General features: G+C 46.3%; 14 protein-coding genes. All 14 read right to left on the minus strand.

Annotated features, from left to right (window positions below; translation table 11 throughout):
* Positions 1–20: 20 nt before the first annotated feature.
* Positions 21–1,070 carry a rod shape-determining protein gene (locus SHAL_RS19820; protein ID WP_012278897.1) on the minus strand — a complete coding sequence of 350 codons (1,050 nt, stop codon included), beginning with the start codon at positions 1,068–1,070 and terminating at the stop codon, positions 21–23.
* A 172-nt stretch (positions 1,071–1,242) separates the two neighbouring features.
* Positions 1,243–5,655: a DUF6701 domain-containing protein gene (locus SHAL_RS19825; protein ID WP_223296300.1), complete on the minus strand. Its 4,413-nt coding sequence runs from the start codon at positions 5,653–5,655 to the stop codon at positions 1,243–1,245.
* 1 nt (position 5,656) lies between these two features.
* Positions 5,657–6,223, minus strand: a complete 567-nt coding sequence (locus tag SHAL_RS19830) for a hypothetical protein (RefSeq protein WP_012278899.1) — start codon at positions 6,221–6,223, stop codon at positions 5,657–5,659.
* Positions 6,213–7,097 carry a PilW family protein gene (locus SHAL_RS19835; RefSeq protein ID WP_012278900.1) on the minus strand — a complete coding sequence of 295 codons (885 nt, stop codon included), beginning with the start codon at positions 7,095–7,097 and terminating at the stop codon, positions 6,213–6,215. The genes SHAL_RS19830 and SHAL_RS19835 overlap by 11 nt, the downstream gene beginning before the upstream one ends.
* Positions 7,097–7,672, minus strand: a complete 576-nt coding sequence (locus tag SHAL_RS19840; protein ID WP_012278901.1) for a type IV pilus modification PilV family protein — start codon at positions 7,670–7,672, stop codon at positions 7,097–7,099. Before SHAL_RS19840 ends, SHAL_RS19835 begins: the two co-directional genes overlap by 1 nt.
* Positions 7,659–8,147: a pilus assembly FimT family protein gene (locus SHAL_RS19845; protein WP_012278902.1), complete on the minus strand. Its 489-nt coding sequence runs from the start codon at positions 8,145–8,147 to the stop codon at positions 7,659–7,661. Before SHAL_RS19845 ends, SHAL_RS19840 begins: the two co-directional genes overlap by 14 nt.
* 209 nt (positions 8,148–8,356) lie before the next feature.
* The gene (locus SHAL_RS19850; protein WP_041416140.1) at positions 8,357–8,836 is read right to left on the minus strand and encodes a prepilin-type N-terminal cleavage/methylation domain-containing protein; all 480 of its coding nucleotides are present in this window, start codon (positions 8,834–8,836) and stop codon (positions 8,357–8,359) included.
* A gap of 26 nt (positions 8,837–8,862) precedes the next feature.
* On the minus strand, positions 8,863–9,378 hold the full coding sequence (locus tag SHAL_RS19855) for a type II secretion system protein (RefSeq protein ID WP_012278904.1): 516 nt from the start codon (positions 9,376–9,378) through the stop codon (positions 8,863–8,865).
* 118 nt (positions 9,379–9,496) lie between these two features.
* A complete protein-coding gene (locus SHAL_RS19860) occupies positions 9,497–10,105 on the minus strand; it encodes a type II secretion system protein (protein WP_012278905.1) in 609 nt (202 codons plus the stop codon).
* A gap of 79 nt (positions 10,106–10,184) precedes the next feature.
* Positions 10,185–10,676, minus strand: a complete 492-nt coding sequence (locus SHAL_RS19865) for a hypothetical protein (protein WP_041416141.1) — start codon at positions 10,674–10,676, stop codon at positions 10,185–10,187.
* 21 nt (positions 10,677–10,697) lie between these two features.
* Positions 10,698–11,918 carry a type II secretion system F family protein gene (locus SHAL_RS19870; RefSeq protein WP_012278907.1) on the minus strand — a complete coding sequence of 407 codons (1,221 nt, stop codon included), beginning with the start codon at positions 11,916–11,918 and terminating at the stop codon, positions 10,698–10,700.
* A gap of 2 nt (positions 11,919–11,920) precedes the next feature.
* Positions 11,921–13,654, minus strand: coding sequence for a GspE/PulE family protein (locus SHAL_RS19875; RefSeq protein WP_012278908.1), 1,734 nt, complete (start codon positions 13,652–13,654; stop codon positions 11,921–11,923).
* The gene (locus SHAL_RS19880) at positions 13,654–14,946 is read right to left on the minus strand and encodes a tetratricopeptide repeat protein (protein WP_012278909.1); all 1,293 of its coding nucleotides are present in this window, start codon (positions 14,944–14,946) and stop codon (positions 13,654–13,656) included. Before SHAL_RS19880 ends, SHAL_RS19875 begins: the two co-directional genes overlap by 1 nt.
* Positions 14,943–15,851 (minus strand): ExeA family protein, encoded by a 909-nt coding sequence (locus SHAL_RS19885; protein ID WP_012278910.1) that lies wholly within the window; start codon positions 15,849–15,851, stop codon positions 14,943–14,945. Before SHAL_RS19885 ends, SHAL_RS19880 begins: the two co-directional genes overlap by 4 nt.
* Position 15,852: the final 1 nt, after the last annotated feature.

Here is a 15,852-nt window from a genome sequence, read left to right on the forward strand (position 1 = left end):
ACCGCCCTTTTTAACCGTGGTTAGTTTTCTTCAGAGAACAGGTCGCCGCCATGCATATCGATCATCTCTAAAGCTCTACCGCCACCGCGTGCAACACAAGTTAATGGATCATCAGCGATCATCACTGGAATGCCCGTCTCTTGCATTAGCAATCTGTCTAGGTCACGAATAAGTGCACCACCACCGGTCAATACCATACCGCGCTCTGAAATATCAGATGCCAATTCTGGTGGAGACTGCTCTAGGGCAACCATGACCGCACTCACAATGCCCGATAGCGGCTCTTGTAGGGCTTCTAGAATTTCATTACTGTTCAAGGTAAAGCTACGTGGTACACCTTCTGCAAGGTTACGACCGCGAACTTCAATCTCTAGTACTTCATCGCCTGGGTAGGCTGTACCGATTGTGTGCTTGATGCGTTCAGCCGTTGCTTCACCAATTAGGCTACCGTAGTTACGACGTACATAGTTGATGATGGCATCATCAAACTTGTCACCACCGATGCGAACAGATGATGAGTAGACCACGCCATTTAGCGAGATAATAGCCACTTCTGTAGTACCACCACCGATATCGACAACCATAGAACCGGTTGCTTCAGAAACGGGTAGACCAGCACCGATTGCAGCCGCCATAGGCTCTTCAATCAAATACACTTCACGTGCACCCGCGCCCATTGCTGATTCACGAATCGCACGGCGTTCAACTTGCGTTGCGCCAACTGGCACACACACTAGAACGCGAGGGCTTGGACGGAACACACTGTTGTTATGAACTTGCTTGATAAAATGCTGTAGCATTTTTTCTGTGACATAAAAATCGGCGATAACACCGTCTTTCATTGGACGAATTGCTTGAATGTTTCCAGGAGTACGACCTAGCATCTGCTTAGCTTCAGTACCGACGGCCGCAACCGACTTCTGACCCGAACCGCTTCGCTCTCCACGAATCGCAACTACTGACGGTTCGTTTAGCACTATGCCTTCTTCACGGACATAAATTAGTGTATTTGCTGTACCCAAATCGATCGAAAGATCATTAGAAAAAATGCCGCGTAGCTTCTTGAACATGTAACCAGCCTGTCTCAGTGGAGTCGTAGAAAAAAGAAATCAGGTAACTTTATCATGCTTCTTAAAATCCACAAGACCGCAGAGGTTAACAATTGCTAATGAAACTGTATTTTTTGCGATATAACCGCGAAAGAGCGAGTCAATAACTTGTCTCGCCCTCAATTACTGACATTTAATTAACTTCTCGCCAGTAAATAATACGATCATGGCCGCGATAGGTGCCAAAATAGGCTGTCGCTCGCGGATCTTGCAGGCCTGTATTACCATCATAATTCCAATACCACTGTAGCCATTTGTCGACATGTTGTTGCAAGCCCACTTCACCATCGCTATGAGGTGCAGGAAAATAGATAAAGCTGTTACCTAAACCTATAGCTCCCGCTTTTCCTGACCCGCCAGTTTGGGTAAAACCTTGCACCGCTTCAAGCCCCACATCAGGCTTTAAATTCAAGCCCACATCTGCCGATTCCGTCGCGCTAGTTGTATCAAAAACCGAGCAGCTATCGCTAGTATTGGTGACCCACTTGCCTGCGGCATTCACATATTGAGTGCTGACCTCAAGGCGTAGCTCTTCAGATGATGGGCCATAGGCGTTTTGCATCGCAAGTCGACCGTAACGCATAACAAAACCATCGCCTTTAGCAATATCATCAAAGTTAAAGCCGATACAGGCGCCAGAGGCCGAGTCTTGGTAACAGATGGCGTCTATATCGGTGACATCGGTCTTAGAAAGATCTAGATCAAACTGCGCATTAAACGGTACCGCCAATGAAGCCGTACGGGCGTAATGTAGCAGTGTTCCTGTTAAGTAAGCCCTTTGAACTGTGTTGTTTTGGTCTATCGGATAGTATTCAACTTTCTCCGATATTGGCGAACCATCCAAAATCTGTAGTGCATCGCCATTGACGGACGTTGCACCAGAGGTATCGCTGTAACTTCGATTGTTCCATTGATTACCATGATAGCGCCACCAGTCGCCAATTTGATAATTATTGGTGTTCGCCCCACTCTTACTCTTACCGGTAATCGACAAGGTAGGCTCTTTACCCGTTAAGAAGCCAAACGGCTGCCCCATATAGGTGAAGCTACCACACTGAGCTTCAAGGCTAGGGGTATTGCCTGTCACGGTTAAATAGTAAGGAGAGAAGCGACCAAAGGTTTCACTGCTTGAATTTGCCTCGGCAATCGTTGCGCCTAGGTAATTGACTTCACCATCCAGCATTATGCTTATCGCGCCAACCTCAGAATAGCTCTGATTGGTCACTTTCAATGGTGCGCTATTGGTCTTGCTAAAGTTAAGCTGTGTTAGTCCTAAGCCTCCGAGGCCACCATCTTTTTCATCGCCGTTAGTGATTAATGGCGCTTGTAGCACAGGCTTAATTTTTAAGTCTGAAAATTGGAAATTCTTAAGTGCTGGACGATCTTTATAAGACGTCCCATCATCGACGCCACATACCGCCTTCACGTTCATCTTAAAGTCATCACCGGCCTTAGCAAACAGGTCACAACTTGCCCCGCTGCATCCATTACGGCCTGAATCATTGAAGAAGTGGAAGCCGTCGGGTTTAGAGACAAACTGCTCACTATGCTCAAGCACCAAGGTCTCGCTAGTGCTACCATCAGGAGAGCTAATTGTTTCTGTGAGTGTTGCAGCAAGCTCGACCTTACCCGCTTCAGGGTAATTCACATTAAGCAGCGCCTTACCGTTGGCATCAAAATGCACTTGCAGCTCTTGGCTTGCCCCGCCTGCGATCTCTTTACTTGCTGTTGGGGCATTGAGGCTGTTAATGGTCAGCTTGGCCGCTTCATTTATCCCTGCAGCATCGGGTGTAATGTAATTAAACGCCATTGAAATCGGCTTTGTTTTGTTGGCAAATAACGGTACACACTGCTGAGTGGTTTGATCTTTTTTAACCGCAAACAGCTCAAAGTTATTGGAGTTTTTACAGGCGGTAGAGTCATCTATATTAAAGTAGATGCCGCTATCTTCAAAATTCAATTGGCATTGACTGTTGACGACAAAAGCGCCATCGATATAACAGCTGTAGTTAGCCGTCGGCAAGGTCGAGCTTAATCCGAGTGTGACCAAGCCTCCCTCAGGATGCCATAGCTCTGTTGTTGTGTTACCAGTAAAGGTTGTACGAGTATAATTTGTGTTGTTCTTGGTTAACGTCACCGAGGCGGGATCGCTTAGTAAAGATGTACAATCAGTATTAGCACAGGCCTGAATAGTGATTGATTTAGCGGCGCAGCTGAGCGCCCCGGAATTAAAATTAATCTGGTAATGGTTAACCGCAGGCGGCTCTGGTGCATACTCAAAGGCAAAGTAACCGATACTTTCAGCGAGGTGACGGCGCTCACCGTCTGTATGTTGATATTCATCGATTGCAAAGCTGACCTGATTGTTAAAGCTATCTTTAGTGCAACGTCTTACCCAGCCGCCATCGCCACCACGACGTTGATTTTTATTGGCGATGGTTAAAGGCTGCGCAGAATAGGTTTGCTGATAGTTGTTATTAAAAGCACACTGCTGGCTCAGTGTTCGAACTGAACTTCCGTTGCCATAATTTAAGCCATTAGCAAACTCGTATTTTAGGTTCTCACCATTGACCGTCATGACGCCCTGGCCAACACCCGCAACAAAGCCTAAAAGTTCTGGGTGTGTGATCACAGAGCTCATTTCAGAACCTTCAATTGCAATATCAAATTGTGAACCATCAGCATCGACATTATTAATCACTGTTGTGATAAAGCGGTTGTTATTATGAGTCAATGTCTGACCAATCATGGCAGGCTGAATACCAAAATCATGCTCAAATTCGATACTCTCATAGCCTCGACCTGAGCTTGGCAAGTTTTTACCTTGGTACAACTCGGTCGATATCGATCCAGCCTGCAAGGCTTTGCCTCTCTCAAGGAAGCGATAACCTGGCTCCATGACAAAGTAATCCACTTTATCCATCTTTTTGTCCAGAACTTGCGAACTTCCTGAGTTCAGCTGCTTAATTGAAGCATTACTCGAACTAAGGCTATCGACTCTTACTGTAGAGGAGTGGTCACCATTGGCATCTGCACCATCAATCGTCGGCATAACCATAATGACTGGTGGAGCTGCGTAGGTATTGTCAAAGCTAATAGTGGCCTTACCATTAGCATCGAGCTCCACGCGGCCAAACTCAAACTGTGGCGCCGGACAGGTTAATAGGTTATCAGCAGGAACAATCTCAAAGCGATTTGAAGAGGGTGTTTGCCAATACAATCTAAAGGCTTCTGACCCAAAGGCCTCATGAAATCTCAGTTCAATAGTATGCGCCCCTTGTTCAAGCGATACCTTGCCCTGATACCGTGTGCAATTACATGTGCCATGGGCGCCATAAAATCCGGTAATGACTTCACCATCTATCAATAACTCAATCGCATCATCGCCATCGATAGCAAAGGTATACTCACCCGTTTCAGGCGCGTCAATGTAACCTTCGAATATACCTAAATACTGGTCTTGGTCGGCTGCTGCATTTGAATGGGGATTAATGCCATTACCTTTCTGATTTAAATTTGTCTCAATCGACTCGCCGATCTGATAGCGAGTTTTCTTTACTTCATCAATTAGATCTTCAAAATCATCGTGATCTTCAGGACTATCACCGTCATCATCCCAACTTTCAGCATCGTAAGTACGATAAGTTAAGCCTTGGATGTTATTTTGCTCGGCAGGGCATTGGGGAATGACTGGAGGGTTAGGCAGATCCAAGTCACAGTTAGGAACTAAGTCGATCAAGTAGGCACGATCATCAAACTGTACCCAGCCGTCGTCATCAATCGCAATATAATCAGAAGTGACAGCTCCCTCGACTCTAGCTTCTTCACTAAAAATAAGTCGACCTTCGGAAACAATATGACCACGAAGATAAGAGTCTTCAGCCAAATCTATGTCTGAATAACCATACAGCATGAAGAACTCTGAACGATATGGCAGCATGCTGTTGTACTGAACAAAGTGATTTTTGACAAAGAAGCTAACGGTTCCACTAGTAGGAAATCTAACCGTCACCCCCTCAGCTATTTGTAAGTTTTCAATCCAGTATTGGCCGGGCGCTAACTCTAATATGCCATCTTGAATATTTAACTGCTTAATCCGATAGATACCGGTATCACTATTCGTAAATTTAACCGTGTGATAGTAAAAGTGAGAGTTAATATTCGAGTACTCTCCCTCGGGTACCTCTATCACATAATTAACGGCATCCGATGGCCCTAAATTTTTATTGCTAGTTGAAGCACATTGCGCAAAAGGGAACCTGTCACTCGGTAATCTTGCAGTAAAATTACCCGCCTTACATTTTTTTGAATTCCCATTAGCGGGAACACAAGCTGACCTAGTGGAATCGGTAACTGAATAAGAAGGCAGTCTGCCGTTATTCGGGGCGTCAAACAATTTAGATCCACTGTGAAATCGTATTTGCCCTGAGCTAGAGTAGGAGTTAACCCCCTCTTTAAAAGTTTGCGTCCAATCGGCCGCCATTGCACTTCCTGCAAATAATACAGATACAAATATCAATAGGAAAAATTGGATTGAACGTACCATTTTAATCACGGGCTTCGACCTCCACCTGACGGCTCACTCGAATACAGCTGGCATCGCTATCACGACCGGAATCACATTGGCCTGTACTACAGGTTGCGGTGCTGGTAATCAAATATTGGGTCATCTCATTTTGTGATGAATTAGTTGTTGCGGTTGTTGCAGAGCAAGTCATCAGCACTTCGCAGCCATGAAAACCGACAAGACCAGTTTCATTTCCGATATTCCAAGGAGTATTCCAAGGTGGCAGAGTATTACAACTGCCGCTGCTGCCATCGACAGGAAACAGAGTCGCTAAGGCGCGATCCGCACCGCTATTTGCTACCGCAAAGGCGCGAGTGCCCCAAACCTCTATGCTGATCTCTTGATCGGCATCATCCAATACATTAATCAGTGTCGCTGCCAACAGAAACATCACCGTGATGATGAATACACCGATTATCAAGGCGCTACCGCGCTGCCCAGAGCTCATACTAGAGCCTGAGTTCATAGAGCCTGAGCTCATAGACCCCAAAGCTTTCAGAGAGACACGGTTGCGGCTAGAGAGGAATCGCATGCTGTTATGGAACATTAATCACCTGCACTTGATGATGATATTGAAACGTTTGCCCTTGCACATCAAACAACGGACTCAGATGCACCATGGCATTGTTGCGTAGCGTCCCCGGGGTATACGCAATAGGGCTATTGTTACCTATAGTATTGACGATATTTTCGGCCATCAACACTCCCGTGCCCATATCATTAGGTGCTGGCTGTAAATTGGGGTGATTAAAGCCGTAGCCCGCGTAACGCTTTAATAAACTCAGCTCTGGAGTTACTCGCTCGAAACAGAAACTCACCGCATCTTGAACACCAAAGTAACGCTGCCGTGGAGAGGCGGCATCGAAACGAACGGCTCGGCCAAAATCGATACTAAGATCATTGGTGCTATTCGCTGTAATTGACTTGATACTAAATAACTTGCCCTGCGAGCCAGTTGTTGAGGTATAAACATCGGTTGCTGACAGTGGATAAATCAGCAAAAATTGATCCGCGTTTAAAGGCGCGCTGGCACTGGATTGCATCGCAGTGCCACTACTAGCAGCAGAGGCTGGCGCGATAGGCATATCGATATAAGACGCGCTAGAGATAATCGGCATCATCTCGATACATTGCCAAGCACCATCACCACTATCGCGGACACGAATACTGTTTGGCGCGGCGTTACGGATCTCTCGGGTCATGCGCTCGATAGCGAAACGGCTCTGACTCATCACTTGGTCGACCGAAGTGGCGTTGATAAAAATGCGAGTGCCAAAAAGCAGAAAGCTACTGACTCCAAGCACTAACACACCTAAGATAATCACCACTGTGATCATCTCCACCAAGGTGAAGCCGCGGCTTCTAAGCTGTTTCAGTTTGCTTAATTGCAACCTCGAAGCTGGACGTATTAACGATTGCATTAATAGTTGCTCCTGATCGCATTGAAAGTCATCACCTCGCCATTGGGCGTGGTGACATTGATAGTAATAAGCTTAGTATTTAGGCTAGGTAAATTGTTATATGTCACTTCAACATTAAGGCCATAATTCACATAACGCTGAGCATAGGTTTCGCTACTGTCAAGCATAAGACTGTTAATATTAAGTCCATTGTAATCATCGACATCGTTATAGTTATTACGATTCTCCGTCACGCCAGCAACGGTATCGGGGCCTAATTTACTAGGTGAGGTGCAAGGTAAACCAGCTGGCAAGCCTAACGCTAGATTTTCTGGCGCACCGCAAGCCGGAACGCCGCCATTGGCGTTGGTATTTTGATCATAACGCTTACCCCAAATCTCGTTCAAAATAGAGTGGGCAAGTTCTGCAGTCCGCACTCGATGCAGGGTATCGGCAGCTCTTTCCGCTTGAGGGAATAGCATGGTACTCAGCAGCACGAAGGCGATACTGATCACCACCATACCCACGACTAATTCAATTAAGGTAAAAGCCTTTTGAGTTTGCCGTTTTATTGCTGAAAATCTATTGCCCATCATGGATATAACCTTCAGATTCTATCGCAAGAGATAGCGTTTCATCGGCAATGACACTGATGCAATTACCACTGCAACGAGCACCATTTATTATGGGGACACCCAGAGCATTAAACTCGATATTAAAGGTGCTCGCGCCGCCATTGAGCAGGGCGAGGCTCGCGCCGCCTTGAAACGCTTGCGGCGCATCGGTGCGCACGAGTGTGCCAGTGCAAGCACCACTAAAGCGACCATTATAGCGCGAGACTTGATAATTGGTGTCAGTTACCGACAGACGGTAACAGCGATCTTGATTATTCATCGCCATGATCTGCACCTTACGCAGTTCACTAATAAACTCATCTCGCAGGGTAAAGGCGCTGTAACTTGAAGAGGTAAGCAAGCGAGGAACAACCACCACAGCAAGAATGGCAATAAGGATAATGGTGGTCACCAGCTCCACTAATGTAAAGCCGGCGTGTCGCTGCGCTCTATGCATTGTCAGTCCTGATTGATGAGCTTAGGTTCTAGGAGCTAGGCCTGAGTATTAGCAGGTTCTAGGTTCTAGGTTCTAGGTTCTAGGTTCTAGGTTCTGCAAATTCTAAAACTAATTTTCCAACAGTTTAATAATTATGGCAAATAAAGCCACCATTAACGCCCCAGATACAAAAAAGGCCTGCGAGGCAGGCCTTTTTCACTCAGATAACTTTAACACTGATCAGCAGTAGGCATTGCGCCATATACTGGTGGCGTTGATGCATCTTTAGCTTCAGTGTACTCAAATTTACACTCAGCAGGTGCGTCAACAGGAGATATTTCAACAGAAGCAGCAGCATTGCCAGTTGCAGCTGTTTCAACAAACTTCCAATCAGCTGCACTGATTTCTAGTGCTTTCACAAGCTGGTCTTTAGTTGCTTGAACATAACCATATTGTAAAGTTACGTCGCCAACCACTGGAAGAGGATCTGTTGTATCGGTAGCTGCTTTCTTTTCAAAACCGCCGATTGCCGCTTTCGAGTAATAAAGAGAGTTAGCTCCTTGAATAGCCCCTTTCACACCTTGAAGAGTCGATAAACGAGCATCGCCTTGCAGGTTGATAAACTTAGGTGCGGCCGTAACCGCCAAAATACCTAGGATGATAATCACAACCACTAATTCGATTAGGGTAAAACCATTTTGCTTTTGCATTTTCATTTACTCTTAAACAGGTCCGATTAACAGCCAGTATCTACAATTGTGTACGTAGGGGTAGTTGTAGATGTCGCTTCTTTATATGTCAATTGACATGTTTTACTATCATTCGGAGCACCACGTTGATAGATAACCATTGTTGCGCCAGCACCTGGAGTTCCAGCCTCTGCGACAATCCAATCTTCAGTGCTATCAGCAGGAATCCCCACTTCAGCAACAAAGCTTGCATCAACAGCAAGTTCAAATGCAGCCTCTTCAGCGGTCATATAACCATAAGTTGTTGGAACCTCAATTTTATCCGTATCTGTACCGATATTAACATCCACAGGGCCAGCCTTAGCTTCATCACCAGCTAGAGCCGCTTTTGCGAACACTAGGCCGTTAGCGCCTTGAATGGCACCTTTAACACCTTGAAGCGCTGATGCACGGGCATCACTCTGTAGGTTGATAAATTTAGGCGCTGCAGTCACTGCCAAAATACCCAAAATAATAATCACTACCACTAATTCGATTAGTGTAAAACCATTTTGCTTTTGCATAGAAATATCCTCAATCACATATCAAATACAGCGGACGGCTAATACCTGTCAGCTGTAAACTATTAACTTTTGCTATTAACGTCTTCACTAAGAGCTACTAAATAGTAGTTAAGTTAGTTTAGTCAATAAAACTCGCCACTTGGCCTGAGCCTGGGTTATAAGTCACCCCTTTGCCCGCCAAATTATTTAAGTCCGTTAAATCCTCTGTCGGTATGCCCGTTTGTGAATTCAACACCAGTGATGAGGCGAGGTAATACAAACAAACATCAAGACCGCTAACAAGCTCGCCATCTATAGTGTTTGAGCTACCACCCGCTCCTTTTGCCACGCTCACTACATATCTTGCTTTACGCGCGTCGACTCCTGAAACTACGCTTCGTGGTGCATTTTGTAAAACAAGATCAAATACTTCCTGGCAAGAATTTTGGTCCATGCCTTTAGCATCGGTATTGCTAAGACCCGTCGGATAACCAAAACGAGTATCCAGCGATACATTAGTACCGTCCAACAGAACTGAATTATTACGACGACCGTCGACTTCCCATTGTGAGCGAACAAAGCTCACCGCAGTGCTCAAGCCACCGGCTACGCCGTCTACACTGGCATCTTCAGCATCATCAGTTACGTTTAAAAAACGTGGTATAGCCGTCGCAGCTAACAAGCCTAAGATCACGATGACTATGACTAATTCGATAAGGGAGAAGCCCTTTTGATACTGTTGTTTCATTTTACCCCCAGTTTTGTATATGGCTATTCTAGCAGTTTGTTAAAATTAGAAAACAGATAATTTCACTCTTTTTAGGCGCCTAACGGGCCTCTGTCAAAAAAATGACTCGTCCAGAGCTTGTTTGATAGCTAATACTTTCGCCCGAGTCGCCAATATATCGACACACCCCTGTATCTGAGTTGAACTGTGTTTCAATTTGTTGCACATAACTCAGCCCGAGCAATTCAGTCAATAATCGACGACAACCAGCAACACTTGTCTCATCAGGAATAGGCCAGCCACCAACAGCCATACGCACTTGGCCAGACGATGAGGCATGCTCCGGATTATCTGAATACCAATCGAGTACTAAGGTTTCAGGCTTACTGCGCATAAGCCATTGTGAGCGCACAACCCCTAATACATTCAGTAGCCGAGTATGCTCCACTCGAATACTTGGCTGACCAACTTGCTTAATGCTGCCAAAATAATGAAAGCCTAAGTAAGACAACACAAATAGCAATATTATCAGTGCGATCATTTTGCCATAAATGGTAATCAATTCTGCGTCGGATTTTTGTTGACTCCGCACGTTAATGTTCCACACTCTTCATTAATTGCCGCCCTTAACCACATTGAGCATATCCCACATAGGCAGGTAAATACCGAGTGCGAGTACCAAAACAATACAGGCAACAAAACCAATCAAAATCGGTTCTAACTTAGCCGTTAAGTTTTTAAGATCATAGTCAACTTCACCCTCATAGAAATCGGCGGCATCATTGAGTAATTGATCGATTTGCCCCGTCTCTTCACCGACTGCCACCATCTGCAGTACGAGAGGGGTAAACAGTTGACAGTTATTCGATACCCTTAACATCGACTCGCCCGACTCGATACCACGACGCATACCCACAATACGGTCGTGCATATAGGCATTATCGACTGCGTCAGCGACGAGGCTCAGCGCTTGGGTCATGGGTACGCCGGCGCTCAACATCATTGAAAAACTGCGGCAATAGCGAGACAGAGTTGAGCGCTCGATGATGCTACCGACTACGGGAATGTTTAACTTCCACTTGTCCCACTGTTTCTCGCCTTTCTCGGTGCTATGCCAATAACGAATGCCGACAAAAGTGCCGATAAGCGCAATTATCATCGCAGGCCAGTAATTAACAAAAAGATTCGACGTATTAATGAGGATTTTAGTCGCCCAGGGCAGATCGGCGCCAAAACGGGAAAACATCTCAGCAAACTTGGGGATCACCATAATATTGAGGATCACCATGGCAATAGCGATCGCGATCAAAACAAAAATCGGATAGCGCATCGCGGCTTTAATTCGCCTACGGGTTTCCTGCTCACGTTCGATATAGCCTGATAACTGAATAAACGCATCTTCAAGCTTACCTGTGTTCTCTCCCACATGAACCATAGAGACAAAAAGAGCATCAAATACATCAGGATGCTGATTCATCGCCGATGAGAGGGGGCGACCAGAGGTCAGTTGAGCTGAAATATCATCGAGCGCTTCTTTCATGCGTACCGAATGTGTGGTCTCAGAAAGACCGGCTATCGCTCTTAAAATTGGAATACCAGATCGAGTAAGCGAGTACATCTGCCGTGTAAAAATCTGTAACTCCTCTAATGCGACCTTACCTTTGAACAGGGCCTTAAGGCTGAACTCTTTCACCTCCTTGGCTAATACAAGCTCTAGCGGGATCACCCCTCGCGACATCAGTTGATCGGCAGCCGCGCTCTCTGAGCTCGCATCGACTTGCCCCTTTATCTGCTCGCCTTGAGCGCTTCGACCGCGGTACTGATATGTAGGCATGCCTAAGCCTCACCCAAATCTAATGAATTATCGCTGACATCTTCAACCAACTTGGCGACCTCTTCGATGGTCGTCATGCCCTGCGCTAAATATTTCAGGGCCGACTTTGCAAGCGGAGTAAAGTTTGGACTCTGATAAGCGGCGCGGGTAAAGTCTTGCGGGTTTCCACCTCGCATAGCCTCAATCATGGGCTCATCAAGCTCTAACATCTCAAACACACCAATACGTCCGCGGTAACCACTGCCATTACAGCTTTGGCAGCCAGTACCGATCTTAAATGTTGCTTGTGAGTAATCGAGCTGGCTCACGCTGGATAACCAGACTTTATCCTGTGGATTGAGATAGTAGTCAATCGCACAATTTTGACATACTCGGCGTACCAGTCGCTGGGCAATAATGACCCTAAGCGCACTAGCAACCAAGTAACTCGCCGCCCCCATGTCTAACAGACGTAGCGCACTGGTCACCGCATCGTTTGTATGTAAAGTAGACAGTACGAAGTGACCGGTTAATGCGCCTCGAAGACCGATTTCTACCGTCTCTTGGTCACGCATCTCACCGACCATGATAATGTCCGGATCTTGACGTAAGGTGGTTCTTAACACATTAGAAAAGTCGAGACCGATCTTATGGTTAACTTGTACCTGGTTAATACGAGGTAACTGATACTCAACAGGGTCTTCAACTGTAATGATCTTGCGATCTGCGGTATTGAGCTCACTGAGTACACCGTAAAGCGTGGTGGTTTTACCGCTACCCGTTGGCCCAGTTACCAGTAACATACCGTGAGGACGCTTGATCTGGCGGCGGATCCTAGCCAGCATTTGTGGCGGCATACCCGTTTCGTTCAAGGTAAGCAGTCCTGCGGATTGGTCCAGCAAACGCATCACCACTGATTCGCCATGGTAAATAGGCATCGTCGACATACGCACGTCAATCTTATGGCCTTTAATTTCCATGTGAAAACGGCCATCTTGTGGTAAACGTTTCTCTGAAATATCCAAGCCTGCCATCAACTTTAAGCGCAATACTAACGCTGCAGCGATACTGACTTCGGGCAAAATATTTTCGTGTAACTGGCCATCGATACGCTGGCGAATTCGCAACGCCTTTTCACCGGGCTCAATATGAATATCTGAGGCTCGCATCTGTATCGCATCTTCAAAGATGGACTGCAGTAGCTTAACAACGGTGGTTTCGTTGTCGCTATCACCGTCGGTCAGGCTCCCGAGATCAAACAGATCATCGGCGGCATATTCCTCTTCAAGCCTACCTGCAATTTCAGCTATCTCGTCGGTACGTCGATAGAGGTTATCAAACGCGTGCAATAACTGCTCTTCAGTCACAACGGCAATAGAAATACTCTTAGGAGCCAACTGCAGCTCAAGATGATCCATCGCCTGAAGATCGGCAGGATCGCTCATTGCAACCAGCACACTGTCGCCGTTGTCTTCAACCACTAGGGCACGATAACGACGAGCCTGTACCTCTGGAAGCAGACTAACCACTTCTGTAGCGATGGCACGTTTACTAATATCGATGAAAGGAATGTTGAGCTGATGCGACAAGAACTGCAGTAATTGCTGTTCTGTGATACATGACAAGTCAATTAGGGTGCGCCCAAGTTTCTTTCCCGTATTACGCTGTTCACTCAATGCTTGTTGTAATTGATCTTCGGTGATGATGTGCTCTTGAACAAGCAGATCACCTAATCGCATTTTTAACTTGGGTTTCACTAGTACGCTCCTAACTGCAGCAATCGATTATCGACGTAAACTTTAGCCTGTGCAGACAAATTACCTTGTGACAAAGCTTGGTTATACGCCAATTTCGCCTCGGTATATTTTTGCTGGGCATCTAACGCATAACCTAAACCCATCCACCAGCGTCCTTGATATGGCTCATGCTTAGCTAGCTGACGAAAGCTTTGCTCCGCCACGGGGTAATCCTGCTGCTTTTGAGCTAAATCACTTTGCTGGTGCCATTTTTTAATCGCTAATTCACTGGCATCGGGGATCATCGCTAAGCTCTTAAGAGCTTGTTCGTTTTGGCCTGCCGCCTGCTGAACTCGAGCGAGTAACAACGAAAACTCATACTCTTGTGGGAATAGTAACTGGCCTTGCTCTAGTAGCTTGGCTGCTTGAGCTAATTTATTTTGACCGTAATATAAAGCAGCCGCCAGCCTTCTGGCTTGGTGCAGTGCAGGGTTATACGCGAGCGCCGCTTCATAATAGGTTAATGCATCACTATGCAGCCCTTGCTGCTGTGCATCAGTTGCCAACATCATCTGTTTCTGGGCGAGCTGTTCTGGGGACAACTTCACCTCTTTGACCGCCATATTACCGCTACTATACAGCTCGCTCGAACGTTTACTGGCTGGTGCAACACTCATCTTCACGGTCGACGCCGCGGCCTCATTGGCTACTGCATGCTGTGTTTTATCTGAGCTCGAGCGATTTTGAATGGTTTGTCGTTTATTCTGCTCATCAGGCCTCGTGTTAGCTTGTAATGAGCTTGCAGACTTAACAACATCAGCTTGCTTAACCGTAGGCTCACTCCTGCCAATAACCTGCGTAGTCGCCTCTGTTGGTACTGACGATTTAGTCTTAGTGGCTTCTGATACTGTAGAGGCCGCTATCGTCGACGTTTGTATCGTTGGCGCTTTTTGAGACGGGGTTAATACTGTAACACCGAGTTTAGGCTCAACTGACACCTCAGCTTTAGTCTTCACTAATGTGCCATCGCTCTTTGAACTCTCAAGCAGTTTCTTCACGTCACTCGTTGATGTGGACGACTGGGCACTCATTTGATTAGCCTGTGAATCAGCCTCAGCATTGGGCTGCAACAAACCTGTAGCCAAAAAGACCACCAAGCCTCCGATGACTAATGACAATAGACTCGTTAGCACCAAGGGGCGCTTCGACATCGCGTTAGCTTTGTGCGCTATTTGCGGTGTAGCCATACTTTCCAACCCATGGGGCTGTTGGCGCTTATCTAGATCTTTGAGCATTTTGTTGATTACGCTCATATTACGCCTCCTTTAAACCAATAAAGTACGCTGACTGAAATGCCTGCTATCACAGTGATGGCGATAGCCCATTTAACGACTAAAGCTTGACTCGTCATAGCATCACTTGTATCCGCTATCGCAGCATCAACATGATGTCGCTCAATTTTCTGACTACCTTCCCCGAAAGCAACCAACAGCGCTTTATGGGACAACACATTAATTAACCTCGGAATTCCTCTGGCCGCCTTTGCGATACGCTTAGCGTACTGCTCGCTGAACAAACGTCCATTTTCACTACCCGCGACAGTTAGCCGGTGTTGAATATAAGCTGATGATTCATCGAGTGTTAATGAACGTAAGCAATAGCTAAAGGTGATCCTTTGTCTAAGTTGCCTAAATTTATTTTGCGCCAAACGCTCATCGAGCTCTGGTTGGGCAAATAATACTACCTGAAGCAACTTACGACTTTCGGTTTCTAAGTTAGTAAACAGACGCAGCGCTTCGAGACTCTCATCGGGCAGAGCCTGCGCCTCATCGAGCACTAAAATAATCGAGTGGCCGTGTGCACTTAATGCCAGGAGTTGCTGCTGAATGAGGCCCGTTAATTGTTGCTGATCAATTTGGCTTGAATGTTTCAAGCCAAGCTCCATCGCCACAGCCCAGCGCAATTCGTCGGGGGTGAGGTACGGATTAGGCAGGTAGGCACAATGAAAACGCTCAGGCAGATCATTCATCAATTTACGGCAGATGAGCGTCTTACCGGTTCCCACTTCACCAGTTACTTTTATAAAGCCTTCACCCGTTTGTAACGCCATTTGCAGCACCTGTAGAGCTTCTACATGCGGTGCGAGGCCAAAGAAAAATCCCGTGTTCGGTGTAAGAGAAAACGGGGTTTCTGTTAACCCAAAATGCTGCAGATACAAG

Origin of the sequence: Shewanella halifaxensis HAW-EB4 (assembly GCF_000019185.1) — a bacterium.
GTDB lineage: Bacteria > Pseudomonadota > Gammaproteobacteria > Enterobacterales > Shewanellaceae > Shewanella > Shewanella halifaxensis.

Excerpts from the sequence above, each read along its gene's own strand:
- SHAL_RS19850 (WP_041416140.1), bottom strand. The coding sequence starts at position 8,836 with ATGCAAAAGCAAAATGGTTTTACCCTAATCGAATTAGTGGTTGTGATT.
- SHAL_RS19830 (WP_012278899.1), bottom strand. The coding sequence starts at position 6,223 with ATGTTCCATAACAGCATGCGATTCCTCTCTAGCCGCAACCGTGTCTCT.
- SHAL_RS19870 (WP_012278907.1), bottom strand. The coding sequence starts at position 11,918 with ATGCCTACATATCAGTACCGCGGTCGAAGCGCTCAAGGCGAGCAGATA.
- SHAL_RS19845 (WP_012278902.1), bottom strand. The coding sequence starts at position 8,147 with ATGCATAGAGCGCAGCGACACGCCGGCTTTACATTAGTGGAGCTGGTG.
- SHAL_RS19855 (WP_012278904.1), bottom strand. The coding sequence starts at position 9,378 with ATGCAAAAGCAAAATGGTTTTACACTAATCGAATTAGTGGTAGTGATT.
- SHAL_RS19860 (WP_012278905.1), bottom strand. The coding sequence starts at position 10,105 with ATGAAACAACAGTATCAAAAGGGCTTCTCCCTTATCGAATTAGTCATA.
- SHAL_RS19835 (WP_012278900.1), bottom strand. The coding sequence starts at position 7,097 with ATGCAATCGTTAATACGTCCAGCTTCGAGGTTGCAATTAAGCAAACTG.
- SHAL_RS19880 (WP_012278909.1), bottom strand. The coding sequence starts at position 14,946 with ATGAGCGTAATCAACAAAATGCTCAAAGATCTAGATAAGCGCCAACAG.
- SHAL_RS19840 (WP_012278901.1), bottom strand. The coding sequence starts at position 7,672 with ATGATGGGCAATAGATTTTCAGCAATAAAACGGCAAACTCAAAAGGCT.
- SHAL_RS19825 (WP_223296300.1), bottom strand. The coding sequence starts at position 5,655 with ATGGTACGTTCAATCCAATTTTTCCTATTGATATTTGTATCTGTATTA.
- SHAL_RS19820 (WP_012278897.1), bottom strand. The coding sequence starts at position 1,070 with ATGTTCAAGAAGCTACGCGGCATTTTTTCTAATGATCTTTCGATCGAT.